The 19,275-nt window shown below is 61.9% G+C and carries 18 protein-coding genes; 12 read left to right on the top strand and 6 right to left on the bottom strand.

Annotated elements, in window-relative coordinates:
- Nucleotides 1-90: 90 nt before the first annotated feature.
- Together G3N94_RS11185 and G3N94_RS11190 are read left to right on the top strand one after the other, a co-directional pair.
- Nucleotides 91-1,392, top strand: a complete 1,302-nt coding sequence (locus tag G3N94_RS11185) for an MFS transporter (RefSeq protein ID WP_241021756.1) — start codon at nt 91-93, stop codon at nt 1,390-1,392.
- Between the two features lie 59 nt (nt 1,393-1,451).
- Complete coding sequence (locus tag G3N94_RS11190) at nt 1,452-1,712, top strand: hypothetical protein (protein WP_205792444.1); 261 nt, start codon at nt 1,452-1,454, stop codon at nt 1,710-1,712.
- 69 nt (nt 1,713-1,781) lie between these two features.
- Here G3N94_RS11190 and G3N94_RS11195 read toward each other — a convergent pair whose 3' ends face one another.
- A complete protein-coding gene (locus G3N94_RS11195) occupies nt 1,782-3,506 on the bottom strand; it encodes an FAD-dependent oxidoreductase (RefSeq protein WP_205792445.1) in 1,725 nt (574 codons plus the stop codon).
- A gap of 376 nt (nt 3,507-3,882) precedes the next feature.
- Here G3N94_RS11195 and G3N94_RS11200 point away from each other — a divergent pair, with 376 nt between their 5' ends.
- The 9 genes from G3N94_RS11200 (at nt 3,883) to G3N94_RS11240 (ending at nt 12,867) form a co-directional block, all read left to right on the top strand.
- Nucleotides 3,883-5,031 (top strand): branched-chain amino acid ABC transporter substrate-binding protein, encoded by a 1,149-nt coding sequence (locus G3N94_RS11200; protein WP_205792446.1) that lies wholly within the window; start codon nt 3,883-3,885, stop codon nt 5,029-5,031.
- Nucleotides 5,032-5,085: 54 nt separating this feature from the next.
- Nucleotides 5,086-6,288 (top strand): PLP-dependent aminotransferase family protein, encoded by a 1,203-nt coding sequence (locus G3N94_RS11205; RefSeq protein ID WP_205792447.1) that lies wholly within the window; start codon nt 5,086-5,088, stop codon nt 6,286-6,288.
- Between the two features lie 471 nt (nt 6,289-6,759).
- On the top strand, nt 6,760-7,053 hold the full coding sequence (locus tag G3N94_RS11210) for a hypothetical protein (protein ID WP_205792448.1): 294 nt from the start codon (nt 6,760-6,762) through the stop codon (nt 7,051-7,053).
- Entirely contained in the window at nt 7,050-7,634 is a 585-nt protein-coding gene (locus tag G3N94_RS11215) for an SRPBCC family protein (RefSeq protein WP_205792449.1), read from the top strand. Before G3N94_RS11210 ends, G3N94_RS11215 begins: the two co-directional genes overlap by 4 nt.
- A 15-nt stretch (nt 7,635-7,649) precedes the next feature.
- Entirely contained in the window at nt 7,650-9,323 is a 1,674-nt protein-coding gene (locus tag G3N94_RS11220; RefSeq protein ID WP_205792450.1) for a thiamine pyrophosphate-binding protein, read from the top strand.
- A gap of 48 nt (nt 9,324-9,371) precedes the next feature.
- Nucleotides 9,372-10,346 (top strand): quinone oxidoreductase, encoded by a 975-nt coding sequence (locus G3N94_RS11225; protein ID WP_205792451.1) that lies wholly within the window; start codon nt 9,372-9,374, stop codon nt 10,344-10,346.
- 68 nt (nt 10,347-10,414) lie between these two features.
- The gene (locus tag G3N94_RS11230; RefSeq protein ID WP_205792452.1) at nt 10,415-10,711 is read left to right on the top strand and encodes a DUF1330 domain-containing protein; all 297 of its coding nucleotides are present in this window, start codon (nt 10,415-10,417) and stop codon (nt 10,709-10,711) included.
- 426 nt (nt 10,712-11,137) lie between these two features.
- Complete coding sequence (locus tag G3N94_RS11235; RefSeq protein WP_205792453.1) at nt 11,138-11,611, top strand: Lrp/AsnC family transcriptional regulator; 474 nt, start codon at nt 11,138-11,140, stop codon at nt 11,609-11,611.
- Nucleotides 11,612-11,724: 113 nt separating this feature from the next.
- Complete coding sequence (locus G3N94_RS11240; RefSeq protein WP_205792473.1) at nt 11,725-12,867, top strand: NADH:flavin oxidoreductase/NADH oxidase; 1,143 nt, start codon at nt 11,725-11,727, stop codon at nt 12,865-12,867.
- Between the two features lie 172 nt (nt 12,868-13,039).
- Here G3N94_RS11240 and G3N94_RS11245 read toward each other — a convergent pair whose 3' ends face one another.
- The 3 genes from G3N94_RS11245 to G3N94_RS11255 all read right to left on the bottom strand — a co-directional run bounded on the left by G3N94_RS11245 (nt 13,040) and on the right by G3N94_RS11255 (nt 15,376).
- The gene (locus G3N94_RS11245; RefSeq protein WP_205792454.1) at nt 13,040-13,903 is read right to left on the bottom strand and encodes an AraC family transcriptional regulator; all 864 of its coding nucleotides are present in this window, start codon (nt 13,901-13,903) and stop codon (nt 13,040-13,042) included.
- Between the two features lie 331 nt (nt 13,904-14,234).
- Entirely contained in the window at nt 14,235-14,810 is a 576-nt protein-coding gene (locus tag G3N94_RS11250; RefSeq protein ID WP_205792455.1) for a TetR family transcriptional regulator, read from the bottom strand.
- Between the two features lie 239 nt (nt 14,811-15,049).
- Nucleotides 15,050-15,376: a DUF1330 domain-containing protein gene (locus G3N94_RS11255; RefSeq protein WP_205792456.1), complete on the bottom strand. Its 327-nt coding sequence runs from the start codon at nt 15,374-15,376 to the stop codon at nt 15,050-15,052.
- Nucleotides 15,377-15,983: 607 nt separating this feature from the next.
- Here G3N94_RS11255 and G3N94_RS11260 point away from each other — a divergent pair.
- Nucleotides 15,984-16,925, top strand: coding sequence for a transcriptional regulator GcvA (locus G3N94_RS11260; RefSeq protein ID WP_205792474.1), 942 nt, complete (start codon nt 15,984-15,986; stop codon nt 16,923-16,925).
- A 1-nt stretch (nt 16,926) separates the two neighbouring features.
- Here the strand turns inward: G3N94_RS11260 and G3N94_RS11265 are convergent, their stop codons facing one another.
- Both G3N94_RS11265 and G3N94_RS11270 read right to left on the bottom strand, forming a co-directional pair.
- Nucleotides 16,927-18,156, bottom strand: coding sequence for an MFS transporter (locus tag G3N94_RS11265; protein WP_205792457.1), 1,230 nt, complete (start codon nt 18,154-18,156; stop codon nt 16,927-16,929).
- A gap of 153 nt (nt 18,157-18,309) precedes the next feature.
- Nucleotides 18,310-19,215 carry a LysR family transcriptional regulator gene (locus tag G3N94_RS11270; protein WP_205792458.1) on the bottom strand — a complete coding sequence of 302 codons (906 nt, stop codon included), beginning with the start codon at nt 19,213-19,215 and terminating at the stop codon, nt 18,310-18,312.
- Nucleotides 19,216-19,275 lie beyond the last annotated feature (60 nt).

Here is a 19,275-nt window from a genome sequence, read left to right on the forward strand (position 1 = left end):
TGCCGATTCAGCGCGGAGGCCACGTGAGAGAAAACGAAACTGGAGACGAGAATGGAAGTTGTGCGCGCTAGCCACACGAGACATGTGGCCATGGACGAGTCGATCGACGAGAAACGGAAGAGCGCCATCAAAGGCGCGGTGTTTTCCGAATTCATCGACATGTTCGACATCTATCTGCCGGTGATCATCCTCGCACCGATACAGTCGTATTTTCTGCCGAAGAATGTGTCCGGCGGTCACCAGGCAATTCTGGAGTCTCTGGTCTTCATCACGACGCTGCTGGGTCGCCCGCTCGGCGCGATCCTGTTCGGCCGGATCGCGGATCGTGTCGGTCGACGCACCGCGTCGATCCTGTCGGTGACCGGATTCGGCGTGGCGACCTTGCTGATTGCCCTCATTCCCGGCTACGCATCGATCGGCATCGCGTCGTACTGGCTGCTGGTCCTCCTGCGGTTTGTCGACGGCATATTCCTCGGCGGCGGATATACCGGCGCGCTGCCGCTCGCGATCGAATACTCGCGGAAGGCGCAGCGCGGCCTGGTGGGCGGCCTGATCCTGGCGGGATTCCCGGCTGCGTATGTCGCGATCAACGTCATGGCGATGGTCATGTTCGAATTGTTCCCGCTCGGCGGCCCCGATTCGCCGTACGCCATGTGGGGCTGGCGCATTCCATTCATCGTCGGCGCGGCGATGGCCGCGTTGCTGGCCGTGTATTACGTCCGAAAGGTATCGGAGTCCGAAGTGTGGGCCGGCAAATCGGCGCACAAACCTCAGGCAACATCCGCGGCTCGACTCGTCAGCGGTCAGCAGTGTCGAAACCTGATGCAGGTTCTTCTTATGATGACCGGCTTCTGGCTCACGCAAAACGTGGTCGGATTGTTTCTGCCGACGGGCATCCTGCTGAAAACACTGCACCTCTCGGCATTCGAGATGACAGCTACGCTGATGATCTCCTACGCCGTGCTCTGTCTTGCCTATGTCGGCGCCGGGATGTTGGGGCAATGGATCGGTAGACGGACGATGCTGGCTGCGATCGGCGTGCTTTCCTCGACAGTCGGCGCGGCTTTGCTTTACGCGTTGATCGAAGCGAAGGGCGCGAGCCTCATTCACATCGGTTTGCTCGTCTGCGGCCTTGCCATCACCGTCAGTTCGGCGTGGGCGGTCATCGTCACCTATATCAACGAACGCTTTGCAACGGGCGTGCGTGCCACCGGGTTCGGCGTCGGCTACAGCCTGTCGGTGATCATTCCGTCTTTCTACGCGTTCTACATGAACTGGCTCGGTGCCCTGATGTCATCGCGATATGCACCAATCGCGCTGCTCGTGATCGGCGGGATCGTCGCTTGCGTCGGCGCGCTCATGGGGCCGGAGACGAAGAACGCGGAGCTTTGAGTGTCCGGACGCTGACGAACATCGGGATAACCAGGTCGAGTACCGTCGACGAGGCAGGCATGGATCTCTACTACGACATGAGACAAACAAGGATCAATGCGGCTCGCGCTGCCAACGACGAAGATGCGGCTGTCTGGCGCTGGTTCTCCTCGCTACTCGAGGAGCGGCGTATTCGCTGGTGCGTCTCGGGCGAAAGCTGGTTCGTCAGCGTCGATAACCGACATGTCGCAACGGAATACAGCTTCGACAGCGCAATCCGTGTCGCGAAGGACAACTCGGATCAGCCGAGTGCGCAGCGAAACGTCCGACGGATCGCGTGACGGCGACCCGTGCGACAGCCGTCGCGCGGGCGGCCGCCGCGCCCACGTGGCGTCGCCAGGCCGCCTTCGTCAATGCACGTCGAGATACCCGTGAATCTGTGCGATCGCTGCCGCGCCTTCTCCGACGGCCGCGGCGACGCGCTTGATTGAACCGGCGCGAACGTCACCGATCGCGAACACGCCCGGCGCACTGGTCTGCAGCGGGAGGGTGCGATCGTGACTTCCTGGCACGTCGGTGCCGGTCAGAACGAACCCCTTGCTGTCGACCATGACGCCGCAACCGCTCAACCATCCAGTATTCGGCTCGGCACCGGTGAACAGGAATAGATGATGGACCGAAAGTCGCATTTCGGCGCCATCGTCACGGGAGCGATAACGCACTTCCTCCAGCCTTTCCGCGCCGTCGAGGGCCGTGACGTCGACATGCGAATGGATCGTCACGTTCGGCAGCGACGTGACGCGCTCGATCAAATAGCGTGACATGCTCTGATCGAGATTCGGCGCCCGAATCAGCACATGAACGTGTGCGGCATGAGACGCGAGGAACACGGCCGCCTGTCCGGCCGAGTTGCCTCCGCCAATGATGATCACCGGTTCGTTCCGACAGAGGCGGGCTTCGATGGGCGTCGCCCAGTAGTAGATGCCTCGACCTTCAAAGCGCTCGCTGCCTTCGAATGCCGGTCTCCGGTAACGCGCGCCGCTTGCGACGACCACCGCACGTGCCGCGATGCGCCGGCCATCCTCCAGTTCGATCGAGAGCGGAGCGGCATCGCACTGCAGCGACCTGGCCGTGCACGGTATGCCGATATGAGCGCCGAATTTCTGTGCCTGGTTGAAAGCCCGCCCGGCAAGCGCCTGCCCGGAAATGCCGGTCGGAAACCCGAGGTAATTTTCGATACGGGCACTGGTTCCCGCCTGTCCCCCGGGTGCCCGGGAGTCGAATACGGCTACAGACAGCCCCTCGGACGCGGCATAGACGGATGCTGCCAGCCCCGCCGGTCCGGCGCCCACGATGATCACGTCGTAGACATGCGCTGGATCGAATTCGGGCATCAGCCCCAGGCACGATGCCAGCTGGCCTTCGTCCGGACAGCGGAGCATCTGACCATTCGGGCAGATCACAAGCGGAAAGTCGTCCGGTTTCGGGCATAGATGCTCGAGAAACGCAACGGCATCAGCATCGCGGTCGCTGTCGAGCGTCAGGTGAGGATGACCATTGCGGCGCAAGAAATTTTCGAGCGCGACGAGCCTCGCGTTTCCGCACGTTCCGACGAGGACCGGACCGTACTGACGCTCGATGGCGGCGACACGCCTCAGAATCAGCGCGCGTGTGATCTTCTCGCCGAGGTCTGCTTCGGCAATGATCAGCGCACGCAGACGTTCGGTGGGAAGCAGCAGTGCTTCCACATCGTCGATCGCTCGCACATCCACCAACGCGGGCTTTCCCGACAGTTGACCGATATCCGAACTGAACTCGCCGGGCTGCATTCGTGCCCGCACCACGCGTTCGCGGCCGAGGCCGTCGCGCCCCGTCACACGGACACTACCCGACAGCAAAACGAACATCCCCGGGCTGACGCTTCCCGCTCGATAAAGCTCTTCGCCGGCCCGACGCAGCGACGGACTCGCGAATCGCCGCATCTTGTCGACTTCCGCGCTGGTCAGTATCGGGTACTGCTGATAGTGGCGCGGGTTATTGCGTTCGCTGTCGTCTTCCGCGTCGAGGTGAACGCTGGTCACATCAGATGCCTGATTCGTCGCCGGACGCTTTGGGTCAGTGAAGTCGCCGTTCATCGTGGGTCTCCTGATACGTGGAATGCGTGAGCAGAAGCAAACAGCGATGTAGCGTCCGTTGCAAACCTCGATGATTTGGTCGGACGGGTGCCGAAATTGTACAACCGGCACACGATGTCTCGATCCGCATTTTCGGGGAATGCGTTGCTCAAGAACTTCACCGCAAGCTGCGGCCCCAGGTGTATCGGCCGGCAAGCGAAACGTTTGTTTCGTCCCTCGCGATCAGCCGAAACAGTCATTCTGATTGCGTGGTTCACGTCACTTCAAGTCGACAGCAAATGCCCTAATTGGCTGGCTATATTGATTCACCATCCTGATCAATTCAATCGGATGGATCGCGAACAACGATGGTCAACTCAACATCTGGGACGTCGATATGAAGAGCTCCGCAACACGCAGTACGGCGTTGTTACTGTCGGTCATGGTCTTGAATGCTTCATCGCTCGCCACCGCCGCCACGACGCAGGTGGTCAAGCTGGGTCTGGCGGGTCCGCTCACCGGTGTTGTTGCGCACATCGGCAGGGACGTCCGGAACGGGGCAAGGCTCGCCGTCGACGAAGCCAATGCAAAGGGTCTGGTCATCGACGGCAAGAAGGTCGACTTGCAGCTCGAAGTCGAGGACGACGCCGGGGATCCGCGGCTCGCCACCCAGGTCGCGCAGAAGCTCGTCGACGACAAGGTCGTCGCCGTGATCGGGCACGTGCAGTCCGGCACGACGATTCCCGCGTCGCGGATCTATCGTGACGCAGGCATCACGGAGATTTCGCCGTCGGCGACGAATCCCCTCTATACGCAGCAGGGGTTCAAGACGACCTTCCGCGTGATGGCCACCGATGCGCAACAAGGCCCCGCGCTGGCAGCCTATGCGTCCAGGCAAATGAATGCGAAGACCGTCGCGATCGTGGACGATGCCACGGCTTACGGGCAAGGGCTGGCCGACGAATTTTCCCGAAGCGCGAAGGCGCTCGGGATCAGGATCCTGTCGCGTGACGCCAGCACCGACAAGACCGTCGATTTCAAGGGCATCCTGACGAAGATCAAGAACGAGAACCCCGATCTGATCATGTACGGCGGATCCGACGGTGCGGGGCCGCAACTCGTGAAGCAGGCCTATCAGCTCGGCCTGCGCGCCCGGGTTCTCTCCGGCGACGGCATGTGCACGGAGCGGTTCGCCACGCTGGCCGGCGACGGCGCCGCGAAGCTGACGTGTTCGGAAGCCGGTCTCCCGATCGAGAAAATGCCGGGCGGCGTCGAGTTCAAGAAGAAATACATGAACGTCTTCAATCAGAAAATCGAAGGATACGCGCCGTTCTCGTACGACGCGGTCAATGTCGTGATCGACGCGATGAAGCGCGCGAACTCGACGGATCCGGCGAAGATCCTCGACGCGATGTCGACAACGCAATACGACGGCGTCATCGGGCCCATCTCGTTCGACGAAAAGGGTGACCTGAAGCAGAAGGGGATTTCGATCTACGAGTACCGCGGTGGAACGAAGACGCTGCTGAACGTGATGAAGCTGTGACCGTGCGTCGGACACCGCTTACCCGAGTACAGACAATTTGCCTGGAGCATCAACATGACTGAGCCTGTCGTACGCTATTCGAAAAGAATGCGGTTGGTCAGACCTTCCGCGATCCGGGAACTGCACCTGCTCGAACACGATCCCGAAGTCATCTCGTTCTGCGGTGGATATCCGGATGCTTCGTTGTTCCCGGTCAGCCATCTTCGCGAAGCCTACGGCACCGTCATCGAGCGGGACCCGTTGGCCTTCCAGTACACGCACTCCCAGGGCGACCTGTCGCTTCGGCAAAAGATCGTCGCGAAGATGCGCCGGGACGGCGTGACGTGCGACGAGGACGACGTCCTGGTGCTTCATGGTGCACAGCAGGGGCTCGATCTTCTCGGCAAGCTGTTCATCGACGAAGGCGATACCGTTCTCGTCGAGGCCCCGACCTTTCTCGGCGCACTGATCTCGTTCAACGCCTACGCGCCGCGGTACGTCGGGCTTCCGATGGACGAGCACGGCATCGACACCGATCGCCTGGAAGAGATTCTCCGGCGCACCACTGGCGTGAAGTTCATGTATGCCATACCGGACTTCCAGAACCCGGCCGGCGTCACGCTGAGCCTCGAACGCCGCAAGCGACTCGTCGAACTGGCCGAACAGCACGACTTCTACATCGTCGAGGATTCGCCGTACCGGGACATCCGATTTTCCGGGCAATCCGTGCCGCCGATCAAGCATTTCGACGTCAGCGGACGTGTGATCTTCGTCGGCAGCTTCTCGAAGAGCCTCGTTCCCGGCATGAGACTCGGGTGGGTGGTCGGCAACCCGGACGTTGTCCGCAACCTTGCGCAGCTGAAGCAAGCCGCCGATACGCAATGCAGCACGGTCAACATGAAAGTGGCGAACGCCTATCTCGAGTCGTTCGATCACGACACCCACGTGGAGCGGCTGATCGGCGGCTACCGCAAGAAGAAGCAACTGATGCTCGACGTCATCCGTGCATCCTTTCCGGATTGCGTGGCGTACACGAATCCGGAGGGCGGGATGTTCACGTGGCTGACCTTCCCCGCGACATTCGACGCGAACGCATTCCTGAAGAACGTCCTGCTACCGAAATCGAAAGTCGCGTACGTGCCGGGCATGCACTTCTTTGCGGGCGAGGGCGCGGTGCCGGTCAATCACGCGAGGCTGAGCTACTCGGCAACGGCCGAGTCCGCGATCATCGACGGCATCGCAAGAATGGGCAAGCAACTCCACCTGCATTTGCGTTGAGGCCCGTGGACCGGTCGCTTGACCCAGTCGCACATGCTCGTTGCGTCAATTGTCTGGCGGGCGCGCCGTCCGCGACGCCGCGCGCTGGTTCGACGGATGGCGCGTAAGTCGACGCCGCGACGCGATCGATTGACCCGTGAGTGTCAGCTTGACGTCCGTCCGGAAGCCGCATCGCATCTGAAGAACTTTTCCCAAGAATATGCAATCCGTTAGCAAGGACAGGCAAGACGGCCATAGCCGCGCGACGATAAAGTGGTTTTCACCGCCGTTCCTGCTGGCGCCCGAATGTCACGAGGGCATCGTCCCTTCCTGCAATCGAACCGGCTTGTCCGGGAAAGTTCGGGCTGGAATGAGCGCACAAACATCGCTGGCGCAGACGAACGTACCGGCCGAGACGATGGCAATCCATGTTGTTCCGGAGGCATCGGTGGTCGCCCCGGTTGCTGCACGCCATGTGAGGATTTTCCCGTGATGACCCAGCTGTACGCTCAACAGGCCGACTGTGTTGCCGCGAGCTCGCGCTTTTCCTCATGGTTCGAATGGGACGTACCGGCCGGCGGCATGTTCGTGTGGGCAACGGCACGTCACGCATCGATCGACACCGATCGCCTCGTTCCGGCCGCGATGGACGCGGGCGTCATGGTGGGACCGAGCAGCGTATTCGACCCGTGGGGGCAAAACCGCCACGCGCTGCGGCTCAACTTCACGCGCCGGATGCATCCCCCCTTCGACAGACACGCTTTTGAAGAGTTGAACACGCGATGATCAAACTATCCGAATCGATCGAGATTGCCGCGCCGGTCGCCGACGTCTGGCCGATTCTGGCCGACCCCGCGCAGGTCGTCGGCTGCGTACCGGGCATGACGTTGACGTCCGACAAGGGCAACGGCGTCTACGACGGAACGATATCGGTCAAGTTCGGGCCGACGGTCGCGAACTTCCGCGGGCAGTCGCGACTCGTGTATGACCACGCGGCCAAATCCTGCGATATCGAAGCCGGCGGGGTCGACCAGAAGGGATCGACGCGCGCGATGGCCTCCGCGCATATCGTCGCGTCGGGCACGAACGTAACCACCGTGGTCATCGACGGCGGCTTCAACGTGACCGGGCCTCTGGCGCAATTCGCACGCACGGGCGGGGTGTTCGTCGCCAGGGCACTGCTCGAGGAGTTCGTCGCCAACCTGACCCAGCGTCTCGACATCAAACGCGCGCCGGCGGGCACGCCGATCCCCGATGCCGTCCACGCGCCGCAGGCAACCGCGGCCGCAACGTCGCAAATCAGTGGTTTCCGTCTTCTGCGGGCAGCCCTGCGCGGCTGGCTGAAGAATCTTTTCCGTCGAAAATAAGGCAAGGATACCGTCATGCTTTCGCAATCCGAAGAACTCAACTACCAGCTTCTGGCCAAGGCTTTCGCAGCAGAGGGCGTCGACACCGCCTTCCATCTGATGGGGGACGGCAACATGTACTGGGCCACATCGCTGACGCGCGATTGCGGGGTGCGTGCGATTCACGCCCGCCACGAAAATTGCGCCGTTGCGATGGCGGACGCGTACAGCCGCGCGACAGGGAAGATCGGCATCGCCTCCGTGACGTGCGGACCCGGCTTCACGCCGACGGTCACGTCGCTGACGGTCGCCGCACGCGGCAACGTGCCGCTAATCCTGTTCGCAGGCGACACCCCGATCACCGACCTGTTCCACAACCAGGCATTCGATCTCGGGCCCGTCGTCGAAAAGACAGGGGCGCGCTACGTTCCGTTGCGGCATCCGGACCGCATGCTGAACGACGTGCGAGAGGCCTTCTACATCGCGCGTCATGAGCGAACGCCGGTCGTGCTGGGCGTCCCGCTCGACCTGCAGATGTCCGCGGTCGCATGGGGCGTCGAATACATCCCGTCCGCCGACCTGATGCCACGCCCGCAACGCATCCAGCCCGATCCGGAACTGGTCGGCGAAGCCGCGGCCATGCTGGCTCGGGCCGAACGTCCGATCGTGGTTGCCGGCTATGGCGCCTATCGCTCGGGGGCCATTCCGGAACTCACCGCGCTGGCGCAACATGCCGGTGCGCTCGTGGCGACCTCGTTGCGTGCGAAAGGCGCCTTTCACGACAACCCGTTCAATCTCGACGTGGCGGGGTCGTTCGCCAGTCCGTACGCACATGAGCTCTTTGCGGACGCCGACATGATCCTGTCCGCCGGTGCGGGACTCGGCAGCTTCACGACCGAGGCGGGCTATCTCTTTCCGAACGCCAAGGTGGTGCAGATCGATACACGCCCGCGCGGCCTCTGGCAAGGCAGTCGGACCGCGGATCTCCACATCGCCGCGGACGCGAAGGCCGGCGTGCAGGTCATCACGACCGAGCTTCGTCAACTGACGCCGGCACGCACCGGCTATCGGCGACCCGACATCGCCGAGCGCCTCGCCCGTGACGTGCAGGACGACAAGCCGTTCGATCTCGAGCCGAACACGCTCGATCCGCGCGAAGCCGTCAACGAGCTCGACCGGGTGATTCCGAAGGACTGGGACATCGTGATGGGGTGCGCGCATTTCTTCACGATCGCCGGACCCACGCTCAAGGGGCGCGCTGCCGATCGTTACCACTTCTTCACCGAATTCGGCGCGATCGGGCAGGCCCTTCCCGCGGCCGTCGCCGTGGCCGCGGCTCGCGGCAACGGCAAGGTTTGCCTGATCGAAGGCGAGGGCAGCCTGCTGATGCAGATCCAGGAACTCGAAACGCTCGCCCGCCACGGGATCAAGCTCCTGATTCTGACGTTCAACGACGGCGCGTATGGCGCCGAGATCCACAAGCTCGTACCGAAGGGCATCAGCCCGGAGGAAGCGACGTTCGGGCGACCGAATCTGGCGGCGGTCGCTCAAGCGTTCGGCCTGCGGGGAGCCACTGTCGACCAGCCCGGCAAGCTTTCCCAATTGTTTGCCGAGCACGAGCGCGGCAGCACGGCGAGCCTGCTCGACCTCCACATTTCCAGGACGGTTCCGTCGATCTCCTATCGTCGCGTCTATTTTGGCGAAATCTGACATCGGTCACCCAGCGAGATCGAGCAACACATTTCCGGAGGAAGTTGCATGGCACACGTTGTCCGCTTTCACGCCCACGGCGGTCCCGACGTTCTTTCATTCGAGGAAGCCGAGGTCGGCGAACCTCGGCCTCATGAATTGCGCGTGAGTCAGACCCGATGCGGCGTGAACTTTATCGATACCTATGTTCGCTCGGGCCTGTATCCGGTCGAACTGCCGTACATCCCCGGTCAGGAAGGCGTCGGGACGGTGACGGCCATCGGGTCGGATGTCACCGGCTTTGCCGTGGGCGACCGCGTCACCTATTCGACGATGGGCGGCGGCGGCTACGCATCCGAACGGCTCATCGAAGCCGATCAGGCCTTCAAGGTGCCTGCGTGGATCAGCGATGAAGTGGCTGCCGCGCTCACCATGAAAGGCCTGACGGTTCAAATGCTGATCCGGCAAACCTATCCGGTGGAAGCCGGCACCGTGATGCTCGTGCATGCCGCGGCGGGCGGCGTCGGCACATTGCTTTGCCAGTGGGCCTCGCGCCTCGGCGCAACGATCATCGGCACCGTCGGATCGGACGACAAAGTGGACATCGCCCGGAAGAATGGCTGCCACGACGTCATCGTCTACTCGCGCGAGAACTTTGCCGAACGCGTCAAGGCGATCACGAAGGGCGAATTGTGCGACGTCGTGTATGACGGCGTGGGAAAGACGACCGCAATGGGTTCGCTCGATTGCCTGAAACCGTTGGGCATGTTTGTCAGCTACGGCAACGCGTCGGGGCCCGTCGACGGCTTCAGCTTGCTGGAACTGGCCAAGCGCGGCTCGCTGTTCGTCACGCGTCCGATGCTGCCTCACTATGCATCCACGCGGGCAAAGCGCGTTGCGATGGCCGACGAGTTTTTCGAGACGCTGAAGGACGGCACCGTGACAGGACCTTCGATCAAGGCATTCGCGTTGAGCAAGGCCGCCGCCGCGCACCGTGAGCTGGAAAGCCGCCGCACCGCCGGCAGTCTCGTTCTCGTCCCGTAGTCGAGGCGGGTGTCGCCTGGCATCCGGCGCGATGCCAGGCATGTTCGCGATCCGTCGGGAAGTGAGCAATGGCCAAGGGATACTGGATTGCGCTCGTCGATGTCGAGGACCCTGAGGCGTACCGGGCCTATGTCAGCGCGAATGCTGCTGCATTCGAGAAATATGGCGGGCGCTTTATCGTCCGCGGCGGCACGGCCAGCAACGTCGAAGGCAAGGTGCGGTCCCGCGCGGTGGTGGTCGAGTTCGCCAGCTACCAGCGTGCGCTCGATTGCTTCGAGTCTTCCGAATATGCACCGGCGAAAGTACTACGCAGACAGGCGTCGACGGCCGACATCGTGATCGTCGAAGGCTACGAGGGGCCTTGAGCTCGGCAGCACGCAAACACCGTGTGGCGATTCGTGCGTTCGAACCGCGCAGCCGGGCAGGGTTGCGCACGGCGTATCCGTGCCCGCTTGCATCGGCCGACATCGATGCCGTCGTACCGCGATGCGACGCCGATGCCAGCCGTGCGACCTGACTCGATACCGATCAGGTGACCTGCGCTGCGACGACTTGCATCGACGCTTCGATCACGCGAGCCCGGTCGACATCGCATTCACATACGGATCGGGACGCACGCGAACGACCGCTCGCGAGCTCGTGCCGGCAGAGCAACGCAATACCCGTGGAGACGGCTGTATCGGCAACCGTCACCGACAGCTTATCCGAGTCGGCATGCCGGGATTTCTCGAATTGCAGGTCGAAACGGCTCTGTAACGAAAAAGTTCAGTTGATAGTAGTGGAGTGGCGAAATGGATCGTTCAATACCTGTTCTGGATCGGCTGGATCGGCAGATTCTCGCCGCGTTGCAACGCGATGCGCGGCTCTCGAGCGCCGAGTTGTCCGAGAAGGTCAACCTGAGTACGTCGCCATGCTGGCGTCGCGTCAAGCGTCTCGAATCCGCGGGCGTGATCACCGGCTATCACGCGCGCGTGGATTTCATCAAGCTCGGCTTCGAAGTGACGGCGCTTGTCCAGGTGGCGCTCGCACCGAAGTCCGTCGAGCATATGCGCGCGTTCGAGGCAGCGATCCGGCCGCTGCCGGAGGTGCTGAGCTGCCACAGCATTTCGGGGCAATACGACTACCACCTCGTCGTGATGGCGAAGACACCGTCGCTCTTTGGCGATTTCGTTCGCGAGCACATCAATGGATGTCCGAGCATCAAGGACGTGTGTACGTCATTCATCATCAACGAGGTGAAGGCGCCGGTCACGCCGCCGCTTTGACTGCGCGACACGCCATGCAGGTTCGACCCGCAGCCGCACAACCGTATTCATCCAACACGCTTCCGACCCGGACCCACGCGCAGGCGCTTCGCCCGTGGCGTTCCATTGTTCGAATGGAGGATTTCCCCTTGTCTCAACCCGCTCTCTTTACCCCGTTGCGTATGCGCAATCTCGACCTGGCCAATCGCATCGTGATCGAGCCGATGTGCCAGTATTCCGCGACCGATGGATGCATGACCGACTGGCACCTCATCCATCTCGGGCAGCTCGCGCTTTCCGGCGCCGGGCTCCTGACCATCGAAGCGACCGCCGTCGTACCGGAGGGGCGAATCAGTTATGCGGACGTCGGCCTGTACGACGACGCGACCGAAGCATCCATCGCCACCGTCCTGGACAGCGTGCGCCGCTGGTCGGACATACCGATCGCCCTCCAGCTCGCACATGCGGGGCGCAAGGCTTCGACGGATATCCCGTGGCTGGGACGCAGCCAACTGTTGCCGAATCAGGAGCACGGCTGGCAAACCGAGGCACCTTCCGCCATTGCGCCGGACGCGGCTTCGTTGCCGCCAACCGAGCTTGACAGGAACGGACTCAAGCGGATCCGCGATGCGTTCGCCGCCGCGGCCAGGCGTGCGGCCCGGCTCGGCATCGACGCGATTCAGATTCACGTCGCGCACGGCTATCTTCTCCATACGTTCCTGTCGCCGCTTTCGAACCAGCGCACCGATGAATATGGCGGTTCACTGGAAAACCGCGCACGCTTTCCGCTGGAAGTGCTGGATGCGGTCCGGGACGCGTTTCCTTCCGATCGCGCCGTCACGGTCCGGATCTCGGCAACCGACTGGATCGAAGGCGGCTTCGCGATCGACGAGGCGGTGGCATTTTCACGCATGCTCGAGGCGCACGGGGCAGATGCGATCGACGTGTCGACGGGCGGCCTGCATCCGGCCCAGGACATCCCCGTTTCACCCGGCTATCAGGTGCCTCATGCGCGTGCGATCAAGGCTGCCGTGAGCGTGCCCGTCGCAACGGTCGGCCTCATCACCGAACCGACCCATGCTGACGCGATCGTTGCCACCGGCGATGCCGATCTGATCGGCATCGCGCGCACGGTGATCTACGATCCGCGCTGGCCGTGGCATGCAGCGGCGGCACTCGGCGGCCAGACGGTCGCCGTTCCGCAGTATTTGCGATGCGTTCCGCGTCTGCATCGCAACGCGTTCCGTGCGCCGCATCATCATGCTTTCCTCAACTGAGCGCGAACTCATGCGAACCTGATGCACGGCGGACTGACCGGATGTGTTTCGAACGCATCGGCATGCGTGTCCGTCCGTGCGTCGTCGGCCGGGGCGGTTGCACGAGTCCGTGCGACGTAGCGAAGTAGCGCACGGCGATGACACGCCGCCATCCCGCATCGCAGCCGCTCGACTAAACGCGCCGCCATGCCCCCGGCGTCATCCCCGTCTCGGTCTTGAAGGCTTTCGTAAAATGACTCTGCGACGCGTATCCGCACGCAAGCGCTATTTCGACCAGTTCCATCGAGGTCTCGCGCAGAAGCTGCTTCGCACGCTCGACACGTCGCTTCGCGACATAGCGGTGGGGTGGCAAGCCGACGCCGACTCGAAACATCTTGGCGAAATGGAACGTGCTCAGCCCGGCCTCCCGGGCCAGATCGTCGAGGTTCAGCGTTCCGCCCAGGTTCGCCTCGATGAATTCGGTCAGGTTCCGCTGAACGGATGGAGCAAGGCCGCCCTTGATCGGAGCCGTGGTCGCGCGCGCATTGTGGCGACGCAGAATGTGATGGATCAACAAATGACACGCGGAATCGAGCGCCATCCGATCGCATGTGCCCGTCCAGTCGAGCGGCAGGAGCCCCCCGCGCACGATCATCGCGATCGCCGGATCGTCGACGAAGGTGAGGTCCATCAGGTCGATCTGGCGATGCCCGGTATTGAATGTCGTCTGAGCCTGGTAGGCCAGCGCGTCGGGATCGATATAGAGATGAAACATCCGAATCGCGCCGCCGACCTTCCATTCGCTCGAATGGCCGGCAGGCAACACGCATAGCTTGTCCGGGGCACCGCCGGCGAGCCGTCGGTCGGTTCGAATGATATCGTTGCCGCCTTCCAGATAGAGGCTGATCGTATGATGCCCGGGGCGATCATAACGAGTCCAGCTGTCGCGGTTGTGCCACTCGGCAAGCGCGAGGCCGCAGCCGACCGATGCTTCGCGCAGGAGCTGCGCCCCGTTCCCGGAGAGAACTTCGCTTACGCGAGGAATAGAGGAAGTCATTGTCAGCCTGTCCTGAAGCCCGATTCGCAGTTCATGAAAGCACCACGGCGAGGAATTTTAGCGATCGCACACACGAAGTGTGCGCCTTCCGGACAATTTCTCCGGCACGGACAGTCACAGTGTCGTCGGCGAAGACACACTCGCAGCTTCTATCGGCGTCGATGTGGTGTGTCGTCACTGATCCCTGAGGCCCGAGGTCATCTGCCGTGGGGCCGGCTGGACGATACTCGGGAACCGTCGACTCTAATGCAGCAATTTGAGTGCCAGAGTATGAAGATTCAGTGGTGATCGCACTGACAAATGCGCACCGCGCGCTTGCGATTTTCGCGTGCTATCTGCGACTGATACCGAGCAGCGTCAGTACCTGCAGGAAGCTGGTGGCGGAGGGCTCGCTGGTATTCAGCGCGCATTCGACGATGGCATCGCCCTCCAGCGCACTAATAAGCAGATAGGCAGCCTGGCCCGCCGACAAGGCCGGCGCGACCTCCTTCGCCGCGTGATGTTCCTGCACTGTCTGGCGGATCCAGTTCAGTTGCAGGCGATATAGCTTCTCGATCTCCACGCCGACTTCGTGCGAGACGCTCGCACGAGCCGCGCTCAACACGTTCGGAAGGGAAGGCACGCCTTGCTCGAACTGATCGGAAGCGAGACACGCGTAGGCGATCAGTCGACTTTCCGCGTCACGGTACTCGAAGGATATGTCGCGCAGTTCCTGCTCGAGATAGCCGGAATGCGCGTGGATCAGCTCGATATAGAGCGCGTCTTTTGTCCCTAAGCTCTCGGTTACGACCGCTTCGGTCAACGACGCAGATTCCGCCAGGCGTGCGAGGGTGAAAGACGACAGGCCGTGCCGGCGAATCAGTCGCTCGGCGTGTGACAAAAGGAGAGTCCGCGTGCTGCGAACCATGATTCCGGCCGGCGCCTTCGCACAACGCGATTTCGGACAGGCTGATCTCGAAGCTGCGGGGGGCCGGTAGATCATTGATGTGGTCGGGTTCGTTAAGGGGCGTGACGCCTGAGATTCTCCGCGCGACGGTGCCGCTTCGGTGGGTGCTCTCGACTGCGCGTGGAACGGGAGGCTTCCGAGGATGCGTGGCCAAGTCAGGCGCACGTTTCGTCGCAGACGTGCGCCTGCACCGCGGGTTGCTAGTTGTCGACGCCCACGGCTTCCTCGGGCTGGAGGCCGACGTAACCTTCGACGACCACGACATCGGTAATCGCCGCCGACTTCCGAAACGCTGCTGCGCGCGTGTACTCCTGCGACCGGTAACATGCCTGCGCGGTTTCGTAATCCTTGAACTCGATCACGACCAGGCGCGATCGGTACTGGCCTTCCACCACGTCCGCCTCGCCACCCCGGATCAGGTAGCGACCGCCATACTTCCGGTACGCGATCTGGTTCAGCTTCGAATACTCGGCGAACGTCTCCGGATCGGTCACGTCGGTTTGTCCGATCCAATACCCTTTTGCCATCTCCCGCTCTCCAAAGGTAAAACTGTTGAACATTCAGTGCTACGGCGTCGATTCGTGTACGTCATGCGATCCGGTTGCGAGATCGCCTGCATCGTGACGCTCGTGCAATTCCCAGGGTCTCCCGCGCGCTTGATCAATGCAGGTTGAATGGCGAGAACATCGTTCGATGGCGAGGACTGCCATTCACCGTCGCCGTGCACGGACGACGGATGCGAACGACGATGTTAGTCGAACCGGCATCGCGATTCATTTCGATTACGCGGCTTGAAATCCGGAAAACGAAACGAAAACACCGAAATCGATCCTGTATCGATACGAACATTCCATTTTGCTCGCAGCAGGATCGGCGCGTGCATCCTGTCGATATACTCGTGCCGGTCGAACGTGTTCGCGGCTCGTACCCTCATCGATTCCGCCGTGTATCGTGCGTGTTCGTTCCGTCCTTGAAATTCGCATTCCTTTGCATTTTCAACGGGGAAATCGACGACACATCCGCATGTCGGTTCAGGACGCGGGCGCCCGTCCGATCATCATCTTCCAACCGGCGAATGGAGTGCATTTTGCTTTCCAGCTGGTTGGGCGAGGTAGAGAGAGTCATGACCTAACGATGGATCTGAGAAAACTACCTAATCTGGGTACCCTTAAGGCATTCGAAGCTGCAGCCCGCCTCGAGAGTCTCTCTCGGGCAGCGGATGAACTACACGTCACGAATAGCGCTATCAGCCACCAGATTCGCGCGCTCGAAACCGATCTGGGCATGATGCTGTTCAGGCGCGACGGCAAACGCGTTACCTTGAGCGAAAACGGACGACGCTATGCATCGCAGATTCGGGCTGCGCTGTTCGACATTGCAGCGGCGACCGAGTCGATGCGGGCGGGGGATCGCGAGCGTCGACTGAAAATCAGTCTGCTACCGTCGTTCGCGTCGCGGTGGATGACCCCGCGGATTGGGCGTTTCATCGAACGGCACCCGGAAATCGACGTCGAATTGCTGTCGACCCATGCGATTACCAACTTCAACCGGGACGATGTCGACGTTGTCTTGCGGTTCGGCGATGGCGACTACCCCGGACTGTTCACCGAGTTGCTCCTCGAAGAAGCGTTCTTTCCCGCATGTTCGCCAAGCTTCAACGGAGGAAACCCGCCGCAGACGCCCGCCGATCTGATCAACGCGCCGCTGTTGCGCAACGACTATGAAATGTGGGCGTCCTGGTTCCACGCAGCAGGCCTGCAAGGCGCGGCCGAGCCGCGCCGCGGGGTGCTGTTTCAGGATTCATCGATCCTGATGCAGGCCGTGATGGATGACCGGGGCATCGGACTCGTGCGGAGGTCGCTCGCGATGCAGGAGGTTGCCGACGGAAACCTCGTACGCTTGTTTGACGTCGATGCGCCAAGCCCGTGGGCATACTGGTTCGTTTGTCCGCCTCAGATGCTGGACCTGCCTCGGGTACAAGCGCTGCGGAAATGGCTGCGTGAAGAGGTGAGGCAGTTCCGGTCACTCTACGAGAAAATCCCGTGCGACATCGAAACGGCTCGCACGGGAACATGATTCATTTAACCGATGCGTGATGTCGGGCACCAGGCACAAGGCGCTGGGCAGCGATTGCGAGCGCGCCGGCGAGGGCTGCCATCGCAACGGACAGGCCGATCAGCGATGCCTCGAGCCCCATCCGTTCAGCGGCCAGACCGAGCCCCAGGACGGGAACGATGCCACCGAGGTAAGCGACCGTGAAGAACGACGAGATCATGCCTGCTCGGTACTCCGACGTCGCGATCGTATTGACGACGAACAGCGCGGACATGAACGTGAGCCCCTGGCCGAATCCGCCGAGCAGGTCGCTCGCCACGAACAACCCGCCGGACGATAGTTTGACCGACGCTGCTAGCATCACCAGTGCCGCGGTAACGATCAAGGACCCGATCACGAGCCCCAGTCTCGGATTCATTCCGCGGAATGAGATCTGCGCCGCGGCGGAGCCGGCGAACAGGAGTGCAACGCCGACACCCCCGATGGCCGACCCTCGCCACGGCAGGAATGCATTGAAGAACGACGGAGCCAGTGATGCGAAGAGGCTGAACAGCGTATAGCCGATGAACGTAATGACCGCCACCGTGATGAATTGCTTGAACTGGCGTGCGGCAGGCAAGTGAAAGCGCAAGCGCGGAACGAAACGCGTCGCGACACGCGGCTGAATTCTTGCCCCGTTGCGCATCAAAGCCAGAAGGGCAAGCAAGAGCGCGCCAGCGAATATTCCATACGGGAGTTGCAACGGCAACGGCAAGATCTGGGCAATCAAGCCCCCCGCAAGCGGGCCGAGCCCAAGGCCGATGATTGTCATCAACGATCCGATCGACGACGCATGGGTCATCCTGTCCGGCGGGGACGCCGCGACGAGACCGGACGTGGCCGATGTGGATGCAATGCCGGCTGCTACACCGATCGTAAAACGGCCGATCGAGAGGACAAGAAGATCGGGCGCGAAACCGGAAACAGCCAGCCCCGCAAGGGCCAGTATCGTGGCCGCACGCAGTGTCCGAATATGGCCGATGTGGTCGCTAAGATGCCCAAGGAAGAGCAAGGCCAGCAGCGTGCCCGCCATGTACGTCGTATAGGCTATCGTGATCCCGCTGGGCCCGATATGAAACGTTTTCTCATACAGCGGATACAGGGGACTGGCGAGGGTTGCACCCGCCATGATCATGCAAAGCGTGTAGGCCATCGTGATGAACTGCGCATTGGCAGTCCGGGCCCGGGGTACTGAACTCTCTTGAACTTTCATTGCGCCGCACCTTGGCATTCAGTCGATGACCAAGCATAGAGCGGCACTTCCGTAGCGAGAATGCCTTCGGCAGGCAACGCTACATTGCGCAAGGGACAAAGCGCGCCCGCGCCGTGCGTCGCAACCGATACTCGACGCAAGCGACTCGGGCGCTCAGGTCGGGCTGCTCACCAGCGAGGAAACCAGTTCAATGAATGCGTTGACACGCTTGGACCCACGCTGGTTGGGCAGATAAAGTGCACTGACGACCGAGCGCGCCTCGTTCGGTGTCACGTCGTAGCGTTCGAACAGCTTCAGGAGCTTCCCCGACTGAATATCGGGCTCGACCAGCCAGTCGGGCAGCAATGCAATACCGGCCCCATCGAGCACGGCGTCGCGCAACACCTCCGAGTTGTTGGATTTCATGCGTCCTGTCACGACGACTTTGGTCGTGGTCCCGGCTCCGGCGAATGTCCAGAACTGCTGATCGCCGCGATAGGAAAAGCGCAAGCAATGGTGATTCGCCAGATCGATCGGCTCGACCGGTGTCCCGTGGACCGTCAGATAGTCGTGGCTGGCGACTACGTAGCGGCGAAAACTGCCGAGTTGCCGGGCCACGACATCCGCCGTAGGAGCAGCCTCACCCAGCCGGATCGCAACATCGATTCGCTCGGCGACAAGATCGACCATGTCGTCGCTCAGCCGCATGTCGAAATCCAGCTTCGGGTAACGGGCAAGAAACGCGGCGATATGCGGCCCGATTCGACGGGATCCATATGCCACCGGCACCGAGACACGCAGCGGTCCGGATGGTTCGTCACCTCGGTCAGCGACAAGGGAATCGGCGTCGGCCAGATCCTCGAGCAGTTTCTTCGCCCGTACGTAATAGACGGCCCCCGCATCGGAGAGCGTCACCTGGCGGGTTGTCCTGTTCAGCAAGACGGTGCCCAGCGACTCCTCGAGCGCATCAACCGACCGCACGACTGACGACGGCGCCAGTTCGAGGCGGCGACCTGCGCTGGAAAAGCCACCCGCTTCAGCCACTTCCACGAATATCCGGAGTGCGGAGAATTTGTCCATGTCTTTGCCTTTATCGCAATGATGCGTTGCTCTCCGTCTGCATTCTACAGACACCTGTTC

It is taken from the genome of Burkholderia sp. Ac-20353, assembly GCF_017104785.1.
GTDB lineage: Bacteria > Pseudomonadota > Gammaproteobacteria > Burkholderiales > Burkholderiaceae > Burkholderia.